The sequence below is a fragment of the Pseudomonas frederiksbergensis genome (assembly GCF_900105495.1).
In the GTDB taxonomy this organism is placed as follows: Bacteria; Pseudomonadota; Gammaproteobacteria; order Pseudomonadales; family Pseudomonadaceae; genus Aquipseudomonas; species Aquipseudomonas frederiksbergensis.
The window spans coordinates 3,297,944-3,318,639 of sequence record NZ_FNTF01000002.1 but is presented as its reverse complement, the minus strand read 5'-3'; the positions used below and the strand labels follow the sequence as shown (position 1 = coordinate 3,318,639).

The 20,696-nt window shown below is 56.8% G+C and carries 27 protein-coding genes and 1 tRNA gene; 10 read left to right on the top strand and 18 right to left on the bottom strand.

Annotated elements, in window-relative coordinates:
* Nucleotides 1-170 precede the first annotated feature (170 nt).
* Both BLW70_RS15575 and BLW70_RS15570 read left to right on the top strand, forming a co-directional pair.
* Nucleotides 171-605, top strand: a complete 435-nt coding sequence (locus BLW70_RS15575) for a hypothetical protein (RefSeq protein ID WP_074875332.1) — start codon at nucleotides 171-173, stop codon at nucleotides 603-605.
* Nucleotides 602-895 (top strand): DUF4406 domain-containing protein, encoded by a 294-nt coding sequence (locus tag BLW70_RS15570; protein ID WP_074875330.1) that lies wholly within the window; start codon nucleotides 602-604, stop codon nucleotides 893-895. The genes BLW70_RS15575 and BLW70_RS15570 overlap by 4 nt, the downstream gene beginning before the upstream one ends.
* 25 nt (nucleotides 896-920) lie before the next feature.
* On the opposite strand, the gene BLW70_RS15565 is transcribed toward BLW70_RS15570, so the two are convergent.
* Complete coding sequence (locus BLW70_RS15565; protein WP_074875328.1) at nucleotides 921-1,595, bottom strand: hypothetical protein; 675 nt, start codon at nucleotides 1,593-1,595, stop codon at nucleotides 921-923.
* 408 nt (nucleotides 1,596-2,003) lie between these two features.
* Here BLW70_RS15565 and BLW70_RS15555 point away from each other — a divergent pair, with 408 nt between their 5' ends.
* From BLW70_RS15555 to BLW70_RS15545, 5 genes are read left to right on the top strand one after another with little or no spacing between them, the layout of a single operon-like run.
* On the top strand, nucleotides 2,004-2,588 hold the full coding sequence (locus tag BLW70_RS15555; RefSeq protein WP_074875324.1) for a hypothetical protein: 585 nt from the start codon (nucleotides 2,004-2,006) through the stop codon (nucleotides 2,586-2,588).
* Nucleotides 2,589-2,646: 58 nt separating this feature from the next.
* Entirely contained in the window at nucleotides 2,647-3,003 is a 357-nt protein-coding gene (locus BLW70_RS15550; RefSeq protein ID WP_074875322.1) for a hypothetical protein, read from the top strand.
* A 50-nt stretch (nucleotides 3,004-3,053) separates the two neighbouring features.
* Complete coding sequence (locus BLW70_RS30815; protein ID WP_162842854.1) at nucleotides 3,054-3,224, top strand: hypothetical protein; 171 nt, start codon at nucleotides 3,054-3,056, stop codon at nucleotides 3,222-3,224.
* A gap of 42 nt (nucleotides 3,225-3,266) precedes the next feature.
* Nucleotides 3,267-3,686: a hypothetical protein gene (locus BLW70_RS31095; protein ID WP_235865001.1), complete on the top strand. Its 420-nt coding sequence runs from the start codon at nucleotides 3,267-3,269 to the stop codon at nucleotides 3,684-3,686.
* Nucleotides 3,572-4,735 carry a tyrosine-type recombinase/integrase gene (locus BLW70_RS15545; protein WP_235865038.1) on the top strand — a complete coding sequence of 388 codons (1,164 nt, stop codon included), beginning with the start codon at nucleotides 3,572-3,574 and terminating at the stop codon, nucleotides 4,733-4,735. The genes BLW70_RS31095 and BLW70_RS15545 overlap by 115 nt, the downstream gene beginning before the upstream one ends.
* Nucleotides 4,736-4,814: 79 nt before the next feature.
* Here BLW70_RS15545 and BLW70_RS15540 read toward each other — a convergent pair.
* The 9 genes from BLW70_RS15540 to thrS all read right to left on the bottom strand — a co-directional run bounded on the left by BLW70_RS15540 (nucleotide 4,815) and on the right by thrS (nucleotide 12,270).
* Nucleotides 4,815-4,891 (bottom strand) — tRNA-Pro (locus tag BLW70_RS15540).
* 89 nt (nucleotides 4,892-4,980) lie between these two features.
* Nucleotides 4,981-5,337: a MerR family transcriptional regulator gene (locus tag BLW70_RS15535; RefSeq protein ID WP_003179985.1), complete on the bottom strand. Its 357-nt coding sequence runs from the start codon at nucleotides 5,335-5,337 to the stop codon at nucleotides 4,981-4,983.
* Complete coding sequence (ihfA, locus tag BLW70_RS15530) at nucleotides 5,318-5,620, bottom strand: integration host factor subunit alpha (RefSeq protein ID WP_002553164.1); 303 nt, start codon at nucleotides 5,618-5,620, stop codon at nucleotides 5,318-5,320. Before ihfA ends, BLW70_RS15535 begins: the two co-directional genes overlap by 20 nt.
* A gap of 3 nt (nucleotides 5,621-5,623) precedes the next feature.
* Nucleotides 5,624-8,005, bottom strand: coding sequence for a phenylalanine--tRNA ligase subunit beta (gene pheT / locus BLW70_RS15525; protein ID WP_074875318.1), 2,382 nt, complete (start codon nucleotides 8,003-8,005; stop codon nucleotides 5,624-5,626).
* A gap of 26 nt (nucleotides 8,006-8,031) precedes the next feature.
* Nucleotides 8,032-9,048: a phenylalanine--tRNA ligase subunit alpha gene (gene pheS, locus BLW70_RS15520; RefSeq protein WP_007905876.1), complete on the bottom strand. Its 1,017-nt coding sequence runs from the start codon at nucleotides 9,046-9,048 to the stop codon at nucleotides 8,032-8,034.
* Nucleotides 9,049-9,157: 109 nt separating this feature from the next.
* On the bottom strand, nucleotides 9,158-9,514 hold the full coding sequence (rplT, locus tag BLW70_RS15515) for a 50S ribosomal protein L20 (protein WP_007905879.1): 357 nt from the start codon (nucleotides 9,512-9,514) through the stop codon (nucleotides 9,158-9,160).
* Between the two features lie 27 nt (nucleotides 9,515-9,541).
* Complete coding sequence (gene rpmI, locus BLW70_RS15510; protein WP_008145659.1) at nucleotides 9,542-9,736, bottom strand: 50S ribosomal protein L35; 195 nt, start codon at nucleotides 9,734-9,736, stop codon at nucleotides 9,542-9,544.
* A 60-nt stretch (nucleotides 9,737-9,796) separates the two neighbouring features.
* On the bottom strand, nucleotides 9,797-10,348 hold the full coding sequence (infC, locus tag BLW70_RS15505; protein WP_169857083.1) for a translation initiation factor IF-3: 552 nt from the start codon (nucleotides 10,346-10,348) through the stop codon (nucleotides 9,797-9,799).
* Nucleotides 10,348-12,270, bottom strand: a complete 1,923-nt coding sequence (gene thrS, locus BLW70_RS15500) for a threonine--tRNA ligase (RefSeq protein WP_008145656.1) — start codon at nucleotides 12,268-12,270, stop codon at nucleotides 10,348-10,350. Before thrS ends, infC begins: the two co-directional genes overlap by 1 nt.
* A gap of 374 nt (nucleotides 12,271-12,644) precedes the next feature.
* Here thrS and BLW70_RS15495 point away from each other — a divergent pair, with 374 nt between their 5' ends.
* Both BLW70_RS15495 and BLW70_RS15490 read left to right on the top strand, forming a co-directional pair.
* Nucleotides 12,645-12,947: a hypothetical protein gene (locus tag BLW70_RS15495; RefSeq protein WP_074875316.1), complete on the top strand. Its 303-nt coding sequence runs from the start codon at nucleotides 12,645-12,647 to the stop codon at nucleotides 12,945-12,947.
* Nucleotides 12,948-13,239: 292 nt separating this feature from the next.
* Nucleotides 13,240-13,452, top strand: coding sequence for a cold-shock protein (locus BLW70_RS15490; protein ID WP_003179963.1), 213 nt, complete (start codon nucleotides 13,240-13,242; stop codon nucleotides 13,450-13,452).
* A gap of 72 nt (nucleotides 13,453-13,524) precedes the next feature.
* Here BLW70_RS15490 and BLW70_RS15485 read toward each other — a convergent pair whose 3' ends face one another.
* On the bottom strand, nucleotides 13,525-13,845 hold the full coding sequence (locus tag BLW70_RS15485) for an I78 family peptidase inhibitor (RefSeq protein ID WP_074875314.1): 321 nt from the start codon (nucleotides 13,843-13,845) through the stop codon (nucleotides 13,525-13,527).
* A gap of 165 nt (nucleotides 13,846-14,010) precedes the next feature.
* Nucleotides 14,011-14,316 carry a hypothetical protein gene (locus BLW70_RS15480; RefSeq protein ID WP_074875311.1) on the bottom strand — a complete coding sequence of 102 codons (306 nt, stop codon included), beginning with the start codon at nucleotides 14,314-14,316 and terminating at the stop codon, nucleotides 14,011-14,013.
* A gap of 132 nt (nucleotides 14,317-14,448) precedes the next feature.
* On the opposite strand from BLW70_RS15480, the gene BLW70_RS15475 reads away from it, so the two are divergent.
* Nucleotides 14,449-14,655 carry a hypothetical protein gene (locus tag BLW70_RS15475; RefSeq protein ID WP_074875309.1) on the top strand — a complete coding sequence of 69 codons (207 nt, stop codon included), beginning with the start codon at nucleotides 14,449-14,451 and terminating at the stop codon, nucleotides 14,653-14,655.
* 39 nt (nucleotides 14,656-14,694) lie between these two features.
* Here BLW70_RS15475 and BLW70_RS15470 read toward each other — a convergent pair whose 3' ends face one another.
* The 6 genes from BLW70_RS15470 to BLW70_RS15445 are packed head-to-tail and all read right to left on the bottom strand — an operon-like array spanning nucleotide 14,695 to nucleotide 20,693.
* Nucleotides 14,695-15,723: a nucleoside hydrolase gene (locus BLW70_RS15470; RefSeq protein ID WP_074875307.1), complete on the bottom strand. Its 1,029-nt coding sequence runs from the start codon at nucleotides 15,721-15,723 to the stop codon at nucleotides 14,695-14,697.
* Between the two features lie 43 nt (nucleotides 15,724-15,766).
* Nucleotides 15,767-16,171: a D-ribose pyranase gene (gene rbsD / locus BLW70_RS15465; protein WP_074875305.1), complete on the bottom strand. Its 405-nt coding sequence runs from the start codon at nucleotides 16,169-16,171 to the stop codon at nucleotides 15,767-15,769.
* Nucleotides 16,168-17,085, bottom strand: a complete 918-nt coding sequence (rbsK, locus tag BLW70_RS15460; RefSeq protein WP_074875303.1) for a ribokinase — start codon at nucleotides 17,083-17,085, stop codon at nucleotides 16,168-16,170. The genes rbsD and rbsK overlap by 4 nt, the downstream gene beginning before the upstream one ends.
* Before the next feature lie 57 nt (nucleotides 17,086-17,142).
* Entirely contained in the window at nucleotides 17,143-18,162 is a 1,020-nt protein-coding gene (locus BLW70_RS15455; RefSeq protein WP_074875301.1) for a LacI family DNA-binding transcriptional regulator, read from the bottom strand.
* 3 nt (nucleotides 18,163-18,165) lie between these two features.
* A complete protein-coding gene (locus tag BLW70_RS15450; RefSeq protein ID WP_008145645.1) occupies nucleotides 18,166-19,143 on the bottom strand; it encodes an ABC transporter permease in 978 nt (325 codons plus the stop codon).
* Complete coding sequence (locus BLW70_RS15445; protein WP_074875299.1) at nucleotides 19,140-20,693, bottom strand: sugar ABC transporter ATP-binding protein; 1,554 nt, start codon at nucleotides 20,691-20,693, stop codon at nucleotides 19,140-19,142. Before BLW70_RS15445 ends, BLW70_RS15450 begins: the two co-directional genes overlap by 4 nt.
* Nucleotides 20,694-20,696 lie beyond the last annotated feature (3 nt).

Sequence of the window (20,696 nt, the reverse complement as noted above, 5' to 3'; positions counted from 1 at the left end):
TAGAAGTCGAAACATCAGCGTTTACCGCCTATCAACGAACCGGCATATCCGGCGACCGCTGATGTTACTGCGACCAAAAAAAGCGAAAGGCGATTTACGTAATTAGTTGTGGCAGCAGCTCCCTTTTCCCTCTCCCCATCGCCCGGGCATGACCCGGCATAGGACGCCCCATGCGCAAAGAAAACAAACTTGCCCTGAAGCGCCAGCGCGCCGAGCAAGTGAATCAGGCAATCCAGATCATCGCCGACCACGGCCGCCGGTTCTTTTACAGCCAGACCGTGAATCGCTACGCCAGCATGGAAGTAGATCACCGCGGCAAGGTCTGGTTCATCGATTACTACAGCGGGAAGCGCGTCTTCACGCATGAAACGGTGTGGGGTGGCCGGTGGCGCGGGTTCACTCACGGCGGCATGCTGAAGGATGTGGTCAAGGCGTTCCGGGACTACATCTGTACCGGCGAGCCGATGCACCCTGGCTATCTCGGGCCCGAGCGGTCCTTCGATGAAAGCAACATATGGGGTTACGACGACGAAGGCATGAAGGTTGTGCGCGAACAAGCCGGTGCCCTTCCAGTGTTTCGCCAGCCAGTCGCGGTGACAGCATGAAGCGTTTCTACCTCCGCGGGCCAATGACCGGCCTGCCCGCCCTCAACTTCCCTGCCTTCGCCGCAATGACCGCCAACCTGCGCGCCGACGGCCACACCGTCACCAACCCCGCCGAACCCAACCCTGACGGCGACTCCTGGAACGACTGCATGCGCCGCGATATCGCCGACTTGATGGACTGCGACAACGTGGCCACGCTCCCGGGCTGGGAGCATTCAAAGGGCGCCCGCCTCGAAGTGCTGATCGCTGAACGACTCGGCATGACGGTTGTGAATGCCCATGATCTGTAGATGAAAGAGATTTCAACGCGAGCGGCTATTGCGTGATGGTTTCCGTGTCTTTGATAGAAACTTTTTTAACGCCGACACCTGAACCGTCCTCATCATGGTACGTATAGAGCTCAAATTTTTGATGATTTGCGCGACCGCTTAACTTCACATAATTAACCTTAACAAACAACTTACGATAATCATCAGACACATCATGCAAAAGAAAAACACGATCCACGCCATTGTATAATGGCTCCAAGCCAATTGGGTACTGATCAACTCCGTCAATAGACAAAACAACATTAACACCCTCACAATAACTACCAATATTGGTTAGTGAAAACCCCGAATAGTAGTCGCCTTCGTTCTCATGATTGTTCGTATATTTCAACTGAAGTAAAGGTTCCAGCGATCTCTCATGATTTTCTAAACTAAGTTGTTGAGCAGCTACAAGTGCTGTCTGCTGTTGTACTGAAGCCTTGAGCTCATCAGCCTGCATCCGAAGCGCATCAGCGCTAACACGAAGCTCTGCTCCCTGCTGCATAAAGCCCAATATCAACCAGAAAAAAGCTATTGGCCCGAAGGCCCCAGCCAAGAAGTCTCCAACACTGTTTAGCTCCATAGTTTGAAGCTGAGGCAAACGATCAAAAATAAACCAGGTAAAGCCGACTAAGTAAATTGCCGTAAATATCGTACCCACCCAAGCAAGCTTATTACGCATACATTCCTCATGCCGTAGCTAAAAATGTGCCGATCATATTCTATGTGCACACAACCAGCTACATCCCTCCCCCTTCAAAGTCAGCCGCTATAGAGGATCAAAATCCCCTAACCGATCGCGGGCGATTGGGACGGCGTACTCAAGCAGCTCGAGTGGAACATCCTGTTCGAACAGGGTTACTTCAAAACGCAGTGTTTCATCGTTTCGAAAGATTTCAAAAACCGGCCCGCGGTCACCTCGCCAACACTCCAGTGCAAGGCCATCGTGGCCTTCGACAACGCTCGATGCGTTGCAAAACTGATATTCAATTCCGTGTACGACCACATCACACCTCCATTTTTTTATGGCGGCAACGATACCTCTCCCTCATGTGAATTTGATAGCCGCTATAGCGGCAAAGGAACAGTCATGCCTGAAGAAAAGGTTGTGATGTACGAATCGCCGGAAGCGGCCAGCATTCAAACCGTCACCGGCTGGGTCGGCGCTGATGGTCGTTTCTGGGGTAATGATGAGCATATGGCCCGATATTGCGGCTCTACTCATCGCCGCTGCGAGAAGAATCCAGATCACTCAATCTTCGAAGTGCGCAGTTGGTGCAAGCAGTGCTATCAGAAAAGTCGCCAAGCGAAGTTCGCGGCGATGCCCGTCAAGGAGTGGTCCGGCGAGCCACTGGTTATCTTCGATGGAGATACGTACTTCTTCGATGAAGACAGCCTGCGCGACCACATCATCGACAACGATATCGATCTGGCCGGCCTGCAGCTTTGCATCTGTGAGCCGAACATGCCGAGCGAAATTGACCCGTCAGACGTCTTCTGCGATGACCTGCCGGAAGACGGTGAGATCCGGGATGAGCAGGTCGTGGCGGCATTCGACCTGCTAAACGAGGTGATCCGACAGTCTGAGCCACTGTCGTGGTCGGAGGGGAAGTTTGCCGCAAAACTCCCTCAGGCGCTTCTCGATGAGGTCATCGCATCCAGGGTAACGCCATGATCATCCCAGTTTATGCCCTCGCCTACATGGCCTGGCTCATCTACAAGGGGCCACGGTGATGAAAGCTCGCATCGAGAAGAAGCTGAGCAAGCGCCTGTTTCAGTTGCACCCCGGTCACTATCGACGCGCCTGGATCGACAAAGACGAACCCAGTGAGCTTGCGTACAGCCAGCGTACCCGTGTGAGCCACGTATGGAGTGTCGGCGGCGGCACCGACTATTGGGGTGAAGGTCTGGACGCGTACACCGTATGGGCTGACTGGAAATCGAACTGGTTCTGGCACGGTCCGTTCGAGGCGCACCCTGAAGGGCATGAGTTTGAAGGCTACCCGGACACCGGAAGCTTCAGGCCGACAACCCTCAACCTTTTGAAACTGGCCGCTGACTGCGAGCTGGCCTCCAAAACAGCAGCCTAACCCCTCTTCCACCTACCAGCCTGCCGGTGAACGGCGGGCGAGGAATCCCTATGTCTGAAGAACAGAAAGTGCAGTGCACTCGCTGCCGGAACAAGCACCTGCACAGCGAACGCGTATGCGTGCCGAGCAAATGGCTCAGCGGTGCTCGCGATCTGGTCTGCCCGCGCTGCAACTGCCGCAACTATTACAAGCTCGACGCCGACGGCAAGCGAGCGGCGTAACCCATTCCCACCCTCTGCCGCCACGCGCGGCATGGAGCACTTATGTCTGCAGAACTGGCGCAGGCGCCCTTCCGGCCCCGGCGCGAAAACATCCTTCCCCGCTTCATCCGTGCCGGTGCCGCGCCCATCTATCTGGGCATGTGTCGCGCTGAGTTCGACAAAACAGTCCGCCCCTATGTCAGCGAGTTCCCGATCGGCGAGCGCGGTGTTGGCTTCGACCGGGAAGAGCTCGACGACTGGGCTACGGCCTATGTCGCAGCAAAGGCAATTGATAAAAATGGCGCTTCGGAGCAACAATCGCCCCGCAGCGAGCGCCAGAAAGGAGATAAATCATGGCGCGAAAATCGATCACAGGCCTCTCCGAGAGGAAAGGCATCTGGCATATCGACAAGAAAATCAATGGAGAACGACTTTACGAAAGCACTGGAACTGGTGACCGGGAAGAAGCGGAGCGCTACCTGATCTACCGGCTGGAGCAGATCCGGCAACAGAAGGTGTACGGCGTAAAGAAGGTCAGGATCTGGCGGGAGGCGGCAACACGCTTCCTGCTGGAGTTCAAGGATCAACCTTCAATCAAGCTTTCAGCTCACCACCTTTCTCAATTGGACCCGTTCATAGGCGATATACCGCTGACCCACATTGATGACCAGGCCTTAGCGCCGTTCATCAAGGACAGGCTGGCGACAAAGAAGCTTGAGGGCGGCAAGGTAAAGAAAGGTGTCAGCAACAGGACGGTGAATATCTCGATCGAGCGTGTGGTTCGGGTTTTGTCGTTGTGTGCCAGGAAGTGGCGAGATGATGAGCGCAGGCCGTGGCTAGATAGCGTGCCGATGCTCACGAAGCTGGAAGAGAAGAAGTCGAGCCGCAAGCCGTACCCGATGTCGTGGCCGGAGCAGTCGATTCTATTTGCGGAACTGCCGGCCCACCTGCAAACAATGGCGTTGTTCAAGGTGAACACCGGCACCCGGGAGCAGGAGGTTTGCAAACTGCGATGGGATTGGGAAATTTCGGTGCCGGAGCTCGGGACCAGCGTGTTTCTGATTCCGGCTGATTTTGGCGGCAGACACGAACGGGCTGGAGTGAAGAACGGTGACGAGCGGCTGGTCGTGCTCAACAACGTGGCTAAGTCCATCATCGAGAAACAACGCGGTGTGAGCAAGGAATGGGTTTTCCCTTACAACGGCACCGCGATGCATCGAATGAATGACACGGCTTGGAAGAAGGCGCGGGTGAGAGCGGCGAAACTCTGGCAGGAGGAAAACCTTCGCCCCGCTCACCCAGGTTATGCATCCATAAGGATCCATGACCTCAAACACACATTTGGCCGTCGGCTGCGCGCAGCTGGAGTAACCGAGGAAGACCGCAAGGCTCTTCTTGGCCACAAGAACGGCAGCATCACCAGTCACTACTCGGGTGCTGAGCTCGGGCATCTGATTGAAGCTGCGAACATGGTCTCAGCAACCGATTCGCGTGGACCGGTACTGACAATTCTGAAGAGGAAGCAGGCGTGAAAATTAGAGAAGTCACGCAAAAGTCACGCACATGAAAAAGGCCAGTGCTGTGAACACTGGCCTAAGACACTGAATTATATGGTCGGGACGGAGTGATTCGAACACTCGACCCCTAGCACCCCATGCTAGTGCGCTACCGGACTGCGCTACGCCCCGACTAGGCGTTAAATCCGTTCCTCTTCTCGAAGAACGCTCAAGAATATATCGCAAGCTTTTGAAAACTGGAAGTATTTAAAAGCAGGAATTTATTTCTTGAGTACCACCAGAACATCTTCCAGCTCGGCAATCATCTGGCGGATCATTTGCTTGTATTGGGTCGTGTCATCTTTGGCTTCATCGCCGGATAAACGCAAGCGTGCGCCGCCGATGGTGAACCCCTGATCGTAAAGAAGCGCGCGGATCTGCCGGATCATCAGCACGTCTTGTCGCTGATAATACCGGCGGTTTCCGCGGCGTTTGACGGGGTTGAGTTGAGGAAACTCCTGCTCCCAGTAGCGCAGCACGTGTGGTTTTACCGCACACAGCTCGCTGACTTCACCAATGGTGAAGTAGCGTTTACCTGGGATGACGGGTAGTTCGTCGTTATGACTTGGTTCCAGCATAAGCCTCAACTCGGGCCTTCAACTTCTGCCCTGGACGAAAGGTGACCACACGGCGAGCCGTGATCGGGATTTCTTCACCCGTTTTCGGATTGCGGCCAGGCCGCTGGCGTTTGTCCCGAAGGTCGAAATTGCCGAAACCGGACAATTTGACTTGTTCGTTGTCTTCAAGAGCGTGCCTGATTTCTTCAAAAAACAGTTCGACCAATTCCTTGGCCTCCCGTTTATTCAGGCCCAACTCTTCATACAGACGTTCCGCCATCTCAGCTTTCGTCAGAGCCCCCATACGTCACTTCCTTAACGTGGCGTTCAACCTTTGTTCGAGCGAGGTGAGGATGTTTTGCGTCGTGGTATTCACCTCATCGTCATTAAGAGTGCGCGATGGATGCTGCCAGGTCAAGCCGACTGCAAGGCTTTTTCTATCAGGATCAATGCCTTTACCCTGATATACGTCAAATAGCCTGAGGTCCGTCAGCCATTCCCCTGCATTTTCACGGATTACGTCCAGTACTGCACTGGCTGCGACGTCTTTTTCGGCGATCAGTGCAAGATCACGACGCACTTCAGGAAAGCGCGATAACTCCTGGAATTTAGGCATTTTACCCAATGCCACTTCCGCAAGAACGAGCTCGAAGGCGAAGATTGGGCGGTCAAGACCGAGGGTTTTAGACAATTCGGGATGGATAGCGCCGACAAAACCGACCAAACGACCTTCACGCTCAATACGAGCGGTTTGACCCGGGTGCAACGCAGGGTGTTTACCTGGTACGAAAGTGAACGAATCAAGCGCCCCGGCAAAGCCCAGCACCGCTTCCACATCGGCTTTGACGTCGAAGAAGTCCACTACATCGCGACCTTGCGCCCAACCTTCCGGCAAACGACTACCGCAAACAACACCTGCCAGCATCGGCTCTTGCTTCAGGCCTTCCAGCTGACCGACGAAACGCAGGCCGCTTTCGAACAGGCGCACGCGATCCTGTTGACGGTTCAGGTTGTGCTGAAGCGCCTTGACCAGGCCTGGCCACAAAGATGAGCGCATGGCGGCCATGTCGTTCGAAATCGGGTTGGCCAACAACAGTGGCTCGACACCTGGATTAAACAGTTCAAACTGTTTTGGATCGATGAAGCTGTAGGTGATCGCTTCCTGATAACCACGGGCTACCAGCAGACGACGCAGTTCAGGCAGATCGCTCCGTGCTTCAGCCTTGGCCTGCGGTGCCAGACGAGCTTGCGGGTAACGAACTGGCAGACGGTTGTAACCGTACAGACGGGCGAGCTCCTCGATCAGGTCGACTTCCAGGCTGATGTCGAAGCGATGGCTTGGCACTTCTACGCGCCACTGCCCTGCTCCATCGGCAGAAACCTTCAGACCCAAGCCACTGAGCAGTCGCTCGACTTCGGCCGAATCCATTTCCATACCCAGCATCTGAGTGATGCGTTGCGCCCGCAGGGTAACTGGCGCAATCGACGGCAGGTGCTGCTCGCTGACGGTTTCGATGATCGGGCCAGCTTCGCCACCAGTGATATCCAGAAGCAAGCCGGTGGCACGCTCCATGGCTTCACGGGCCAGTTGCCAATCCACGCCACGCTCGTAGCGGTGCGAGGCATCGGTGTGCAGCCCGTAGGAACGGGCCTTGCCAGCAACAGCAATCTGATCGAAAAACGCGCTTTCCAGGAATACATCGCGAGTAGTCGCAGTGTTGACACCACTGTGTTCGCCACCCATCACGCCGGCGATGGCCAAGGCGCGGGTATGGTCGGCAATCACCAACGTATCGCTACGCAGACTGACTTCCTGACCATCGAGCAGTACCAACTTCTCGCCTTCTTCAGCCATGCGTACGCGGATGCCGCCATTAATTTCGGCGAGATCAAAGGCATGCAGTGGTTGACCCAACTCCAGCATCACGTAGTTAGTGATGTCGACGGCAGCGTCGATGCTGCGCACGTCACCACGACGCAGACGCTCGACCATCCACAGCGGCGTTGGTTTGGACAAGTCAACGTTACGGATCACACGACCCAAGTAACGCGGGCAAGCGGCTGGCGCCAGCACTTCGATCGAACGCACCTCGTCGTGCACGGCCGGCACTACAGCAACCACCGGGCGGGTGACTTCAGCGGCGTACAGCGCGCCGACTTCACGAGCCAGACCGGCCAAGGACAGACAGTCACCGCGGTTCGGGGTCAGATCGACCTCGATGCTGGCGTCGTCCAGGCTCAGGTATTCACGAATGTCCTGACCCACTGGCGCATCGGCCGGCAATTCCATCAGGCCATCGTTGCCTTCACCGACTTGCAGCTCGGCTTGCGAGCACAGCATGCCATTGGACTCAACGCCCCGCAGCTTGGCTTTCTTGATTTTGAAGTCACCTGGCAGTTCGGCACCGATCATGGCGAACGGGATCTTCAGGCCCGGGCGCACGTTTGGCGCACCGCACACGACCTGGAAAGTCTCCGAGCCATTGCTGACCTGGCAAACGCGCAACTTGTCGGCGTCCGGGTGTTGCTCGGTGCTCAGCACCTCGCCCACTACCACACCGGTGAATTCGCCGGCGGCCGGCGTAACGCTATCGACCTCAAGACCGGCCATCGACAGACGAGCAACCAGCTCGTCACGACTTACCTGCGGGCTTACCCAGCCACGCAGCCATTGTTCACTGAATTTCATCCTGCTCTCCTAAGAATTCGTTACGACTAGCGAAATTGCGCGAGGAACCGCAAGTCGTTGTCGAAGAACAGACGCAAGTCGTTCACGCCGTAACGCAGCATGGCCAGACGCTCAACGCCCATGCCGAAGGCAAAGCCCGAGAACTCTTCCGGGTCGATCCCGGACATGCGCAACACATTCGGGTGAACCATGCCGCAGCCCATCACTTCCAGCCAGCCAGTCTGCTTGCAGACGCGGCAGCCTTTACCGCTGCACATCACGCATTCCATGTCGACTTCGGCGGATGGCTCTGTGAACGGGAAGTACGAAGGGCGAAAACGCACGGCCAGTTCTTTTTCAAAGAACACGCGCAGGAACTCTTCGATGGTGCCTTTCAAGTCAGCGAAGTTGATATCACGGTCGACCAGCAGGCCTTCGACCTGGTGGAACATCGGGGAGTGGGTGATATCGGAGTCGCTACGGTACACACGGCCTGGGCAGACGATGCGGATCGGCGGCTGTTTCGATTCCATGGTGCGGACCTGTACCGGCGAGGTATGGGTGCGCAGCAACATGTTGGCATTGAAATAGAAGGTGTCATGCATCGACCGGGCCGGGTGATGGCCTGGGATGTTGAGTGCTTCGAAGTTGTGATAGTCGTCTTCGACCTCAGGGCCTTCGGCAATGCCGTAGCCGATATGGGTGAAGAACTGCTCGATTCGTTCCAGAGTGCGTGTGACCGGATGCAGACCACCCGAGGTCTGGCCACGGCCAGGCAGGGTCACGTCAATGGACTCGGCAGACAGTTTGGCGGCCAGGTCGGCCTCTTCAAACAGTGCCTTGCGCGCATTGAGAACCTCTGTGACACGCTCCTTGGCAACGTTGATCAGCGCGCCGACTTGCGGACGTTCTTCTGCCGGCAAATTCCCCAGGGTCTTCATCACCTGAGTCAATTCACCCTTTTTGCCAAGGTAGTGAACCCGGATTTGCTCCAGGGCATTGATATCTTCAGCGCTTTGCACAGCCTCTAGTGCTTGAGAGACGAGCGCATCCAGGTTTTCCATGTACAGACTCCAGATACAAAATAGGGGAAGAGCTTGAAGGCTCTTCCCCTATTTATGACGTTTAACACCTGACCCCACAGAGATGAGACCGGGTGACTGTCGGGGGTACTTAAGCCAAGGTGGCTTTAGCTTTCTCGACAATCGCAGCAAACGCCGCTTTTTCGTTCACTGCCAGATCAGCCAGAACCTTACGGTCGATCTCGATGGACGCTTTTTTCAGGCCGGCAATGAAACGGCTGTAGGACAGACCGTTGATACGTGCACCAGCGTTGATACGAGCGATCCACAGAGCGCGGAACTGACGTTTTTTCTGACGACGGTCACGGTAGGCGTATTGGCCTGCCTTGATTACCGCTTGCTTGGCAACACGGAATACGCGCGAGCGAGCGCCGTAGTAGCCTTTAGCAAGTTTCAGAATTTTTTTGTGACGTTTACGGGCAATGACGCCACGCTTTACACGAGCCATGAGTTACTTCCTCTATTCTTGACTAAATTAACGAAGGCGCAGCATGCGCTCGACTTTTGCCACGTCACACGGTGCCAGCAAGCTGCTACCGCGCAGTTGACGCTTACGCTTGGTCGACATTTTAGTCAGGATGTGGCTCTTGAAAGCGTGCTTGTGCTTGATACCGTTAGCAGTTTTCAGAAACCGCTTAGCAGCACCACTTTTAGTTTTCATTTTTGGCATGTTCGGATACTCCGCATTCAGTTGATAAACATAATCAGAAGGCCTGCCGTGCCCTATTGATTACTTCTTCTTTTTCGGGGCGATGACCATGATCAGTTGGCGTCCTTCCATCTTAGGATGCTGTTCGACCGAACCGTACTCGAGCAAGTCACCTTCAACTCGCTTGAGGAGTTCCATCCCCAGCTCCTGGTGGGCCATCTCACGGCCGCGGAATCGCAAGGATACCTTGGCCCTGTCCCCATCACTCAGGAAACGTACCAGGTTGCGCAGTTTTACCTGGTAATCCCCTTCCTCCGTCCCTGGACGAAACTTGATTTCTTTAACCTGAATCTGCTTCTGGTTTTTCTTGGCCGCGGCAATCTGCTTCTTCTTTTCGAAGATCGATTTGCCGTAGTCCATCAGTTTGCAAACAGGGGGTACTGCATCGGCGGAAATTTCCACCAGATCCAGTTTGGCCTCTTCAGCCTTAAGAAGCGCGTCTTCAATTGACACAATCCCAAGCTGTTCACCTTCAGCCCCAATTAACCGAACCTCGCGTGCCGAGATATTCTCGTTGATCGGGGCCTTCGGTGCAGCTCGTTTATCTTGTCTCATTTCACGCTTAATAGTAATTACTCCGAATCTGGGCGACCACGCCGGGAAACCGCTTGAGCGAGGAACTCGGCGAACTGGGCGACGGGCATCGAGCCCAGGTCAGCACCTTCACGAGTACGCACAGCGACAGTCTGCATCTCGACTTCCCGATCTCCGATAACCAAGAGATAAGGAACCTTGAGCAAAGTATGCTCGCGGATTTTAAAGCCGATCTTTTCATTTCTCAAGTCAGACTTGGCACGAAATCCGCTTTCGTTGAGAGTTTTTTCAACCTCAGCGGCGAAATCAGCCTGTTTATCAGTGATATTCATGATCACTGCCTGGGTCGGAGCCAGCCACGCAGGGAATGCACCCTCGTAGTGCTCGATCAGGATTCCGACGAAACGTTCGAAGGAGCCAAGGATCGCCCGGTGCAACATAACCGGGTGCTTGCGACTGTTGTCTTCAGAGACGTATTCGGCTCCCAGACGGACAGGCAGGTTAAAATCGAGCTGAAGGGTACCACACTGCCAGACGCGACCGAGGCAATCTTTCAGCGAAAATTCGATCTTCGGACCGTAGAACGCACCCTCGCCCGGCTGCAGATCGTACGGCAGGCCAGCACTATCAAGGGCTGCAGCCAGGGCCGCTTCGGCGCGATCCCACAATTCGTCGGAACCGACGCGTTTTTCCGGACGAGTGGACAGCTTCATCTCGACGTCTTTGAAGCCGAAGTCGGCATAGACGTCCATGGTCAGTTTGATGAACGCAGCGGATTCAGCCTGCATCTGCTCTTCAGTGCAGAAGATGTGGGCGTCGTCCTGAGTGAACGCGCGCACACGCATGATGCCGTGCAGTGCGCCCGATGGCTCATTACGATGGCAAGCACCGAATTCGGCCAGGCGCATTGGCAGTTCACGGTAGCTTTTCAGGCCCTGATTGAACACCTGCACGTGGCAAGGGCAGTTCATCGGCTTGATGGCGTAGTCACGGTTTTCCGACTGCGTGGTGAACATGTTGTCGGCGTAGTTGGCCCAATGCCCGGACTTCTCCCACAGACTGCGGTCAACGACCTGCGGAGTTTTGATCTCCAGGTAACCGTTGTCGCGCTGAACCTTGCGCATGTATTGCTCGAGCACCTGGTACAGAGTCCAGCCGTTCGGATGCCAGAACACCATGCCCGGCGACTCTTCCTGGGTGTGAAACAGACCCAGACGCTTGCCGATCTTGCGGTGATCGCGCTTCTCGGCTTCTTCGATGCGCTGGATGTAAGCCGCCAGCTGCTTTTTGTCTGCCCACGCCGTGCCGTAAACGCGCTGCAATTGCTCGTTCTTGGCATCGCCACGCCAGTAAGCGCCGGACAACTTGGTCAGCTTGAAGGATTTCAGGAAGCGCGTGTTCGGCACGTGCGGGCCGCGGCACATGTCGACGTATTCTTCGTGATAGTACAGGCCCATGGCCTGTTCGTTCGGCATGTCTTCGACCAGGCGCAGTTTGTAGTCTTCGCCACGGGCCTTGAACACTTCGATCACTTCGGCACGCGGAGTGACTTTCTTGATGACGTCGTAATCTTTTTCGATCAGCTGCTGCATGCGCTGTTCGATGGCGGCCAGGTCGTCCGGAGTGAAAGGACGTTCGAAGGCGATGTCGTAATAGAAGCCTTCGTCGATGACCGGACCGATGACCATCTTGGCCGTTGGGTACAACTGCTTGACCGCATGGCCAACCAGGTGGGCGCAAGAGTGACGAATGATCTCCAGCCCCTCTTCATCCTTTGGCGTAATGATTTGCAGCGTAGCGTCGCTGCCGATGATGTCGCTAGCGTCGACCAGCTTGCCATCGACCTTGCCGGCCACGGTGGCTTTGGCCAGGCCTGCACCAATGGATGCAGCGACCTCGGCAACGGATACCGGGTGATCGAATGAACGTTGACTGCCGTCGGGAAGAGTAATAGTTGGCATGGCGCCTCCTCTCCTAGTGGTGACCCCTACCAAAGGTCACGTGGGTTGGGATGAGCCAGTACAAGATCCGATCCAGGCCATTCAATGACGAACGCCTGCCTTACAGCGGCAGGAGCCTTGCGGCCAACCGGAAAACCGAACCAGAGTGACTGGGATTCAAATCAGGGTTATTCGCACATTTGCCGCTACCGGGACTGAAGGCCATCCGGAGCCTGCAAACGCCCGAGCGGGGCATGCTAGCACAGATGAACGGTCGTCGATGCACCGAGGCTTTGTCTAGGGGCAAATCGGGTAATTTTATGCCAGAGTGCTGAACTAGAACCCTGTTTTACCCCTCAGATAACAAGACATTGACCCACAAGGAGCATCCCAGCATGCATCTGAAACGTTTATTCGCAGTAGTCGCCCCTATCGTTTTGCTGCTGCCACTGGCCGCCCATGCCGATTGGCCGAAGGGCGAACGCGAGAAATACATGGCTCAGTGCACAGAAGCAGCTACGCCACAGATCGGAGCTGCAGCAGCGAAGTCTCACTGCGCTTGCGGCGCCGATGCCATCAAATCGTACCCTGCCAAAGACATCCAATCCCTGATGGACAACACCGCCAGTGATGCCCTGAAACAAAAAGCATTGACCCAAATCTCGTCGTGTAAAGCCGAAAACAAAGCGAAAAAATAAGCCCGACAGAGCGCTTTTTTCGCCTGCAACGACTGTAAAAAGCCTCTGAAAACCGATTTTTCGTACAATTTATGCAGGTTTTACAGGTTTTTTTATCGTCTTTACTTTCGGCTGAAAGCCTTGTAAAACGGGGCTTTCAGCTACATCAAGCAGCAAACGGAACGCGACTGCTGGGCAAACAGCACGTCCGGGGGGCTCCCAAAGCGAACATTTCGACTATGATACCCCGGTGTGCCCAGTTGGCCTGAGCAGCACAGCACTACTGAAAATATATGTTTCTTGGAGATACACCATGTCTAATCGCCAAACCGGCACCGTTAAATGGTTCAACGATGAAAAAGGCTTCGGCTTCATCACTCCTCAAGGTGGCGGTGACGACCTGTTCGTACACTTCAAAGCTATCGAAAGCGACGGTTTCAAAAGCCTGAAAGAAGGCCAAACCGTTTCCTTCGTGGCTGAGAAAGGCCAAAAGGGTATGCAAGCTGCACAAGTTCGCCCAGAGTAAGTTTCTGGCGCACTAAAAAAACCCCGTCCATGTGACGGGGTTTTTTATGGGCGAAACAAAAGCGCGAAATGATCAGCCACAGTTGACTCGGGTCACAACCCGGCTGGCATCGGTGTTCAGGTTAAGACGATCGGAGCGGTACTCCAGGGTCACCATGTCGGTGGGCAAGAGGAACCGTGCATTTTGCGCACCTGCGCGAGTGCGTGCCTGCTCCAGCAGTTCAGGCGAAGCCTTTTTGCCAATGGTGAATTCGGCAGCTTTTGCCTCACAACGGCTGTGGCCCGTGTCAGTCGTGGTGACAGGGTCTGTTGTCGACTCGGTGGAGGTAGTGCTGCAACCGGCCAACATGGCAACGGCGAACAAAGTACCCAATGACGCGAGCTTCCAAGGCATGAAGCCTCCTTTTTCAATAGTTAAGCTGAGATCGTGCGACCGCCAATCTGGCGTTTTGTTTCACGGAGAGTACTAGCACCCTGCCCTCTATTGGGACACGCGGCGAGTTTGCCTGAGCATTGCCCTGCCGTTTACCACTCAATCGTGACTGAATATGAACAGCGCTCAATAGACGTCAATGTAGTCAAACGGCGGAATCGGCCAGTTCTCTTTCAGCGCGTTGAAAATCTGCATGACCCAGACCTCGTCACTGGCCGCGACCAATCCTACATAACCGGAACCCTTGGCCCACGTCTCCAGACGAAACAACAGTCCACTGATATCAGTACCGCCTACAACGCCTGACGAAATGTAGGCGATGCCGCCCTTGGTGACTCGCAATTGAGTGTGCTCATCGTCGCTGGCAGAGGCCAGCAGCTGACGCACCGCCTCAAGGGTCAAGCCGTCAGGAGTGTTCAAATCGATCTGCACAGCACAGTCCTTGAAAAATCGTCAAAGACCAAGTGTCGCATAGCCCTCCCCTCATGCCTAAGTCGGAGTGTCAAAAGCCGCCCAAAATGGTTTACTCGACACTCAGACTTTCCCGACTTCACGAGCGCCATCATGACCACCGTAAGCATCGACGCCGACATCAAAGCCAAGTGGCCCCAGGGCCACAGCTCTTACAGCCCGGGCAGTCCGGAAGAGTTGGCGATCATTGGTATCGATCTATTAGTCAAGGAATTGGGAACCCAAGCCGCCCAGATATTCATCGCACAGGTATTCGAGAAGTACCCTGCCGACTTTATTGGCCTGATAGATAGCGAGTGACGGAAAAAACCCGCAGGCTGGCACCTGCGGGTCTATGGCTTACTTCAGACGAGCCAGGCGCTCGGTCAGCAGGTCAAAGAAGCCCTGGGCGTCGCCACTTTCTACCCAGAAAGCGTTTTTCGGCGCTTTCAAGCCGTCATACCAGTCGACGATGGTTTGGCCGAACGTCGGGCCTTCACGACTATCAACCACCACATTCACCGAGCGACCGGTGAACAGCTCCGGCTTGAGCAGGTAGGCGATGACCGTCGCGTCATGCACCGGGCCACCCGGAATGCCGTAGTGCTCCATGTCGCCTTTGACGTACTCATTGAGAATATCGCCCACCAGCTTGCTGGCATTGTTGTTGATAGCCGCGATCTGTTTAAGACGCGCGTCACTGGTGAGAATCTTGTGGGTTACGTCCAGCGGCAGGTAGGTCAGCTTCACTCCGCTTTTCAGCACCACTTCTGCAGCCTGTGGGTCGGCGAACAGGTTGAACTCAGCCACCGGAGTAATGTTGCCACCATTGAAGTGCGCCCCGCCCATGATCACCACTTCCTTGATGCCCTGAACGATCTCAGGTTCCTGGATCAGCGCCAGGGCCAGGTTGGTCTGCGGACCGAGCATGGCGATAGTGATGCTGTGGGGCTTGGCGGCTTTCAAAGTGTCGATCAGGTAATTGACCGCATTGCCTTGGGCCAGGCCTTTTTTCGGCTCATGTACGGTGACGCCCGAAAGTCCTTCCTTGCCATGGATGTTCTCGGCATAGATCGGCGTACGCATCAGCGGCTTCGGAGCGCCCGCGTAGACCGGCACCTCCTCGCGCCCCGCCCACTCACGGGCCAGCCGCGCATTACGCGAAGTCTTGTCCAGACGCACATTGCCGGCGACGGTGGTCAGTGCACGAATGTTCAGCTCTTGCGGCGATGCCAGCGCAAACAGCAAGGCAACCACGTCATCGGCACCCGGGTCGGTGTCGATGATCAAGTCGATCTTTTCCGCCGCCTGGGCGCTTGTTGCGGTAATCAGGGACAAAAGCAGCAAACTCCGGAGCAGGTGGTGCAGTTTCTGAGCATAGCGGTACATAGCGCACTCGTTGTGCGTGGGACAACAGAAAGACAACAGCGAGTTAGAACGTAACCCCTGCCACCAGCACGATGTTGCAGTACGGCTGACATTCGCCCGTACGAACAATCGCCCGTGCCTGTCGGCTGAGGACTTTGAACTGGTCATGACTGAGCAGCTCACGCCGACCCAGCGCACCGTCGGCATTCAGCTCATCGAGCGTTGCCAATGCCGAAGGCTTTTTGCCCAGGATCTCATGGGCCAATACATGGCTCTCGACCTGCATTTCGCTGAGCACAACCTTCAATGTGCTGACGAAGTCCGGGATACCGTGGGTCAGGGCCAGGTCAATCAGCTCAACGCCTGGCGGCACCGGCAGACCCGCGTCGCCAATTACTACTATGTCGCCATGGCCCAGGGAGGCGATCAGCCGCGATAACGCGACATTGAGCAAAGGGGTCTTTTTCATGGTGCGTTAAAGGCCTGTACGTCGGACAAGTTGGGAATCGAGGGTTGCGCGCCAGCACGGGTCACCGACAGCGCGGCGGCGACCTGGCCGAAACGGATCGCGTCGGCTTCGCTTTTGCCAGCCGCCAGCGCAGCGGCGAAACCACCGACGAAGGTGTCGCCAGCCGCCGTGGTATCGACAGCTTTCACCTTCGGCGCAGGGAAGTGCTCGAAGCCTTTGCCGTTGGCAAACAGCGAACCTTGAGCACCGAGGGTGATGATGACCTTGCCGGCGCCCAACGAGATCAGCCGGGATGCAGCGGTTTCGGCAGATGCCAGGGAATCCACTGGCACACCACTCAGTGCCGCAGCTTCGCTTTCATTGGGAATCAGATAATCGATGGACGCGTACCATTCCGCCGGCAGCGGACGGCTGGCCGGCGCCGGGTTGAGGATCACGGTCTTGCCCAACTCACGGCCGCGCTTGAGCGCATGACCGACCGTGGCATCCGGGACTTCCAGCTGGCAGATGATCACGTCCGCCGCCTGCAACACGGCGTCGAAACGATCAATTACCTCTGCAGTCAGCGCACCGTTCGCACCGGCAACGATCACGATTGCGTTCTGGCTGTTGTCATCGACCACGATCAACGCTACGCCACTGGAATCGTCGACGGTGCTGACCGCTTGGCAATCGATCTGCTCAGCCAACAGCGCCCCGCGCAATTGTTCGCCGTAGGCATCGCTGCCCACGCAACCAACCATCGACACCTGCGCCCCCAGTCTCGCCGCGGCAACTGCCTGATTCGCGCCCTTGCCACCGGAAACCGTGGCAAACGACTCGCCGATCAGCGTTTCACCACCACGGGGCAGCCGTGGCGCCCGGGTGACCAGGTCCATGTTCAGACTGCCGATAACCACTACTTTTGCTGGCATACGTCACTACTCATCAATTCTGTTTCAGCGGTGCTGTTGATTTTGCGACTTTCCATTTCAACGGAACTGCGCGAACACGCTGGCCAGCGGCGCAGTCGATTCCCGCAGGACAATACTGGGCGTCACGATCCGTTGATCGGTGGCCATGTCCGGTGTGGCGATTCTTCTTAAAAGCACTTCGGCCGCCATCTCGCCGAGCTGCAGGATCGACTGCCCCACGGTGGTCAGCGCCGGGTACACATAGCGGCTCATTTGAATATCGTCGAAGCCGATTACCGACAGTTCCGTCGGCACGCGAATATTGCGCTCGGCCGCCGCTCGCAGCACGCCGATACCGATCATGTCGTTACCGGCAAAGATTGCGCTGGGCGGGTTGTTTTCCAGCAGGATCGCGGCAGTGTTGTAACCGCCAGTACTGGTGAAGTCGCTTTCCAGCATGCGCTCGCGTGCTACTTCGACACCTGCCTCTTTCAGGGCACGGCAATAACCCGCCAGACGCATCTGCGCCACACTGGTACTCGCCGGGCCACCAATGGTTGCGATGTCCCGGTGCCCCAATTCCAGAAGGTGGCGGGTTGCCAGATAGGCGCCGTATTCGTGATCGATCCGCACCATGTCGGCATTCACACCTTCCAGTCCACGGTCGACGATCACCATCGGCGTGCGCACGCCTGCCAGCCCCTCCGCCAGCCCCGCGTCACCGCCCGCCGAAGCGACAATCAGCCCGTCGATGCGCTTTTCCAGCAGCACGCGCAGGTAACTGCGCTGCTTGTCCGGGTTGTCATCGGAGTTACAGAGAATTACGCAGTAGCCATTACGCTCGCAGTAATCCTCGATGCCGCGCGCCAGTTCGGCGAAGTACGGGTTGAGGCTGTTGGGCACCAGCAGTCCGATGGTCGCCGTGGTTTTGGCCTTGAGGGACCGGGCCACGGCGCTGGGCACGTAGTCGAGGGTTTTGATCGCAGCCTCAACCTTGACCCGCACCTCTTCGCTCACCGGCCGGGTCTTGTTCACTACGTGGGAAACCGTGGTGTAGGAAATCCCCGCGAGCGCTGCCACATCCTTGATTGTTGCCATGTCTCAGGTCCGCCGGCTTGCGCGCTGACTGCGATAAGTATCAAGCACCACCGCCACCACGATCACTGCGCCGGTGATGATGCGTTTGGTGGGTTCAGTCGCGCCGATCTGCGCAAGACCGGCCGCCAATACGGAGATGATCAGAACCCCGAAGAACGTACTGATGACCGAACCGCGACCGCCCATCAGGCTGGTGCCGCCGATCACGACCGCGGCGATCACTTGCAGCTCCAGCCCGGAGCCGGCATTCGGATCCGCCGCTTCCAGACGGGAAATCTGGAACAGCGCGGCAATACCGGCCAGCAGCCCCATCAGACTGAATACCAGAATCTTGTAGGGCTTCGGATTGATCCCTGCCAGACGCACCGCCTCTTCGTTGGTGCCGATGCCGATCAGGTAGCGACCGAACACGGTACGCGTCAGCACTGCCTGGGCAATGAAGATGATCAGCAAGGCAATGATGAACGACGGCGAGATGCCAAAGGCGATCGGGTTGGACAACCAGGCGAAGGCGTCACCGATGTAGGCCGTGCGCGACCCGGTCATCTGATACGCCACGCCACGGGCCATTTCCAGCACGCCGAGGGACACGATGAACGACGGAATCCGCCATGCCACAGTGATCGAACCGGTGATGGTCCCGGCCAGCGCTGCCGCCGCCATTCCGAGCAGCGCCGCAGGCAGCACGCTCCAACCCCAACCGAGAATCGCCACGCTGACCGTTGACGCCGCCAGCGCAAGCACCGAACCCACCGACAGGTCGATGCCGCCGATGATCAACACGAACGTCATGCCGACCGCCAGCACCATCAAGTCCGGAATCTGGTTGGCCAGGGTGCTGAAAGTGTCATAGGACAGGAAATGGCTGCTCAGAACCGAGAACAGCGCAACCATTGCCAGCAAGGCACCGGCCAGTCCCAGATAGGTACCGAGGCCATAAAAGTTGCCACTACGTTTGCCGGCAGTCACTGCAGTATTCATGCGAGATCCCTAGGCGCTGCTTCGTTGAGCAACGCGTCACGTTTTTGGTAGCCGGCGAACGCGGCGGCAAGCAAATCATCCTGGGTCCAGCTGTCACGCTCGAAGGTGTCGATCAGACGTCCCGCCGAGAGCACGCCGATGCGGTCGCAGATCAACATCAGCTCACGCAGGTCGCTGGACACCACCACCAGCGCTTTGCCTTGACGGGTCAGCTCACCGAGCAAGGCGTAAATGTCAAACTTGGCGCCGACATCGATGCCACGCGTTGGCTCGTCGAACAGCATTACCGAGCAATCACGCTCAAGCCAGCGGCCGATCACGACTTTCTGCTGATTGCCGCCGGACAGTTCCGACACCAATTGCGTCGGGCTGGAGCTGCGGATGCGCATGGCGTCGACCTGACGCTGGGCCAGCGCCATCTCGTCACCCTTGTTGACAATGCCCGCGCTGGAAATCACCGGCATATTGCCCAAGGCAATATTCGCGCTGATCGACTGGGTCAGCAGCAGGCCTTCGCCCTTGCGATCTTCGGTGATCAAGGCGATGCCATGACCGACCGCGTCAGCCGGCGACCGGATACTGACAACCTGTGCTGGCGAGCCGAGTGCAACCGTGCCGCTGTCCGCTTTATCGGCACCGAAGATCAAGCGCAGCAACTCAGTGCGCCCTGCCCCGATCAAGCCGGAAATCCCGTAGATCTCGCCGGCGCGCACCTCGAAGGACACATCGCGAACCTTGTCGGAACGGGTCAGCCCGTTGACCGTCAAGGCTGGAGCGCCGATCTTGCGCGGGCCCATATCGATGTGTTCGCCGAGTTCACGACCGACCATCAGCGTTACCAGTTGCTCGCTGTTGTAATTGACCATCGGCTCGACGCAAACCAGGTTGCCATCGCGCAGTACCGCAATACGCTGGGCGACCCGCGCCAGTTCTTCGAGACGGTGCGAGATATAGATGATCGACACGCCGCGAGCTTGGAGGCGGGTGATCTGCTCGAACAGCATCTCGACTTCACGGTTGGTCAACATCGCGGTCGGTTCGTCGAGGATCAGCACGTGGCAATCGCCGATCAGATTGCGGGCGATCTCCACCATTTGCTGGTGACCGATGCCCAATTCGCCCACCAGCGTGTCCGGGTCAATCGCGTCGAGGCCGACCTGGGCCATCGCTTCGATCGCCGCCTTGCGCAATTGCTTGCGACTGATCCAGCCGCCATTGCTGGGCAAGTTGTCGAGAAACAGGTTTTCCGCCACCGACAGGGTCGGCAACAGATTGAGCTCCTGCATCACCATGCGAATGCCGAGGTCTTCGGCCTGAGCGCGGCTTGCGGGGCGGTAATCCTGCCCCTGGAATTGCATGTGGCCGGTGGTCGGCGTGACCAGCCCGCCGATGATCTTCGACAGCGTGCTTTTCCCCGCGCCGTTTTCGCCGGTCAACGCCAGCACTTCACCGCGCATCAGCGTCAGGTCGATGCCGGTCAGGACCGGTTGGGCGTAGGTCTTACCGATACCGCTGACCGAGAGGACAGCGTTCGGGGCGGAAACTGACATAAA

Coding starts and splice junctions, on each gene's coding strand:
- BLW70_RS15575 (WP_074875332.1), top strand. CDS start 171: ATGCGCAAAGAAAACAAACTTGCCCTGAAGCGCCAGCGCGCCGAGCAA.
- BLW70_RS15570 (WP_074875330.1), top strand. CDS start 602: ATGAAGCGTTTCTACCTCCGCGGGCCAATGACCGGCCTGCCCGCCCTC.
- BLW70_RS15565 (WP_074875328.1), bottom strand. CDS start 1,595: ATGCGTAATAAGCTTGCTTGGGTGGGTACGATATTTACGGCAATTTAC.
- BLW70_RS15555 (WP_074875324.1), top strand. CDS start 2,004: ATGCCTGAAGAAAAGGTTGTGATGTACGAATCGCCGGAAGCGGCCAGC.
- BLW70_RS15550 (WP_074875322.1), top strand. CDS start 2,647: ATGAAAGCTCGCATCGAGAAGAAGCTGAGCAAGCGCCTGTTTCAGTTG.
- BLW70_RS30815 (WP_162842854.1), top strand. CDS start 3,054: ATGTCTGAAGAACAGAAAGTGCAGTGCACTCGCTGCCGGAACAAGCAC.
- BLW70_RS31095 (WP_235865001.1), top strand. CDS start 3,267: ATGTCTGCAGAACTGGCGCAGGCGCCCTTCCGGCCCCGGCGCGAAAAC.
- BLW70_RS15535 (WP_003179985.1), bottom strand. CDS start 5,337: ATGCTGGAACCAAGTCATAACGACGAACTACCCGTCATCCCAGGTAAA.
- ihfA (WP_002553164.1), bottom strand. CDS start 5,620: ATGGGGGCTCTGACGAAAGCTGAGATGGCGGAACGTCTGTATGAAGAG.
- pheT (WP_074875318.1), bottom strand. CDS start 8,005: ATGAAATTCAGTGAACAATGGCTGCGTGGCTGGGTAAGCCCGCAGGTA.
- pheS (WP_007905876.1), bottom strand. CDS start 9,048: ATGGAAAACCTGGATGCGCTCGTCTCTCAAGCACTAGAGGCTGTGCAA.
- rplT (WP_007905879.1), bottom strand. CDS start 9,514: ATGGCTCGTGTAAAGCGTGGCGTCATTGCCCGTAAACGTCACAAAAAA.
- rpmI (WP_008145659.1), bottom strand. CDS start 9,736: ATGCCAAAAATGAAAACTAAAAGTGGTGCTGCTAAGCGGTTTCTGAAA.
- thrS (WP_008145656.1), bottom strand. CDS start 12,270: ATGCCAACTATTACTCTTCCCGACGGCAGTCAACGTTCATTCGATCAC.
- BLW70_RS15495 (WP_074875316.1), top strand. CDS start 12,645: ATGCATCTGAAACGTTTATTCGCAGTAGTCGCCCCTATCGTTTTGCTG.
- BLW70_RS15490 (WP_003179963.1), top strand. CDS start 13,240: ATGTCTAATCGCCAAACCGGCACCGTTAAATGGTTCAACGATGAAAAA.
- BLW70_RS15485 (WP_074875314.1), bottom strand. CDS start 13,845: ATGCCTTGGAAGCTCGCGTCATTGGGTACTTTGTTCGCCGTTGCCATG.
- BLW70_RS15475 (WP_074875309.1), top strand. CDS start 14,449: ATGACCACCGTAAGCATCGACGCCGACATCAAAGCCAAGTGGCCCCAG.
- BLW70_RS15470 (WP_074875307.1), bottom strand. CDS start 15,723: ATGTACCGCTATGCTCAGAAACTGCACCACCTGCTCCGGAGTTTGCTG.
- rbsD (WP_074875305.1), bottom strand. CDS start 16,171: ATGAAAAAGACCCCTTTGCTCAATGTCGCGTTATCGCGGCTGATCGCC.
- rbsK (WP_074875303.1), bottom strand. CDS start 17,085: ATGCCAGCAAAAGTAGTGGTTATCGGCAGTCTGAACATGGACCTGGTC.
- BLW70_RS15455 (WP_074875301.1), bottom strand. CDS start 18,162: ATGGCAACAATCAAGGATGTGGCAGCGCTCGCGGGGATTTCCTACACC.
- BLW70_RS15450 (WP_008145645.1), bottom strand. CDS start 19,143: ATGAATACTGCAGTGACTGCCGGCAAACGTAGTGGCAACTTTTATGGC.
- BLW70_RS15445 (WP_074875299.1), bottom strand. CDS start 20,693: ATGTCAGTTTCCGCCCCGAACGCTGTCCTCTCGGTCAGCGGTATCGGT.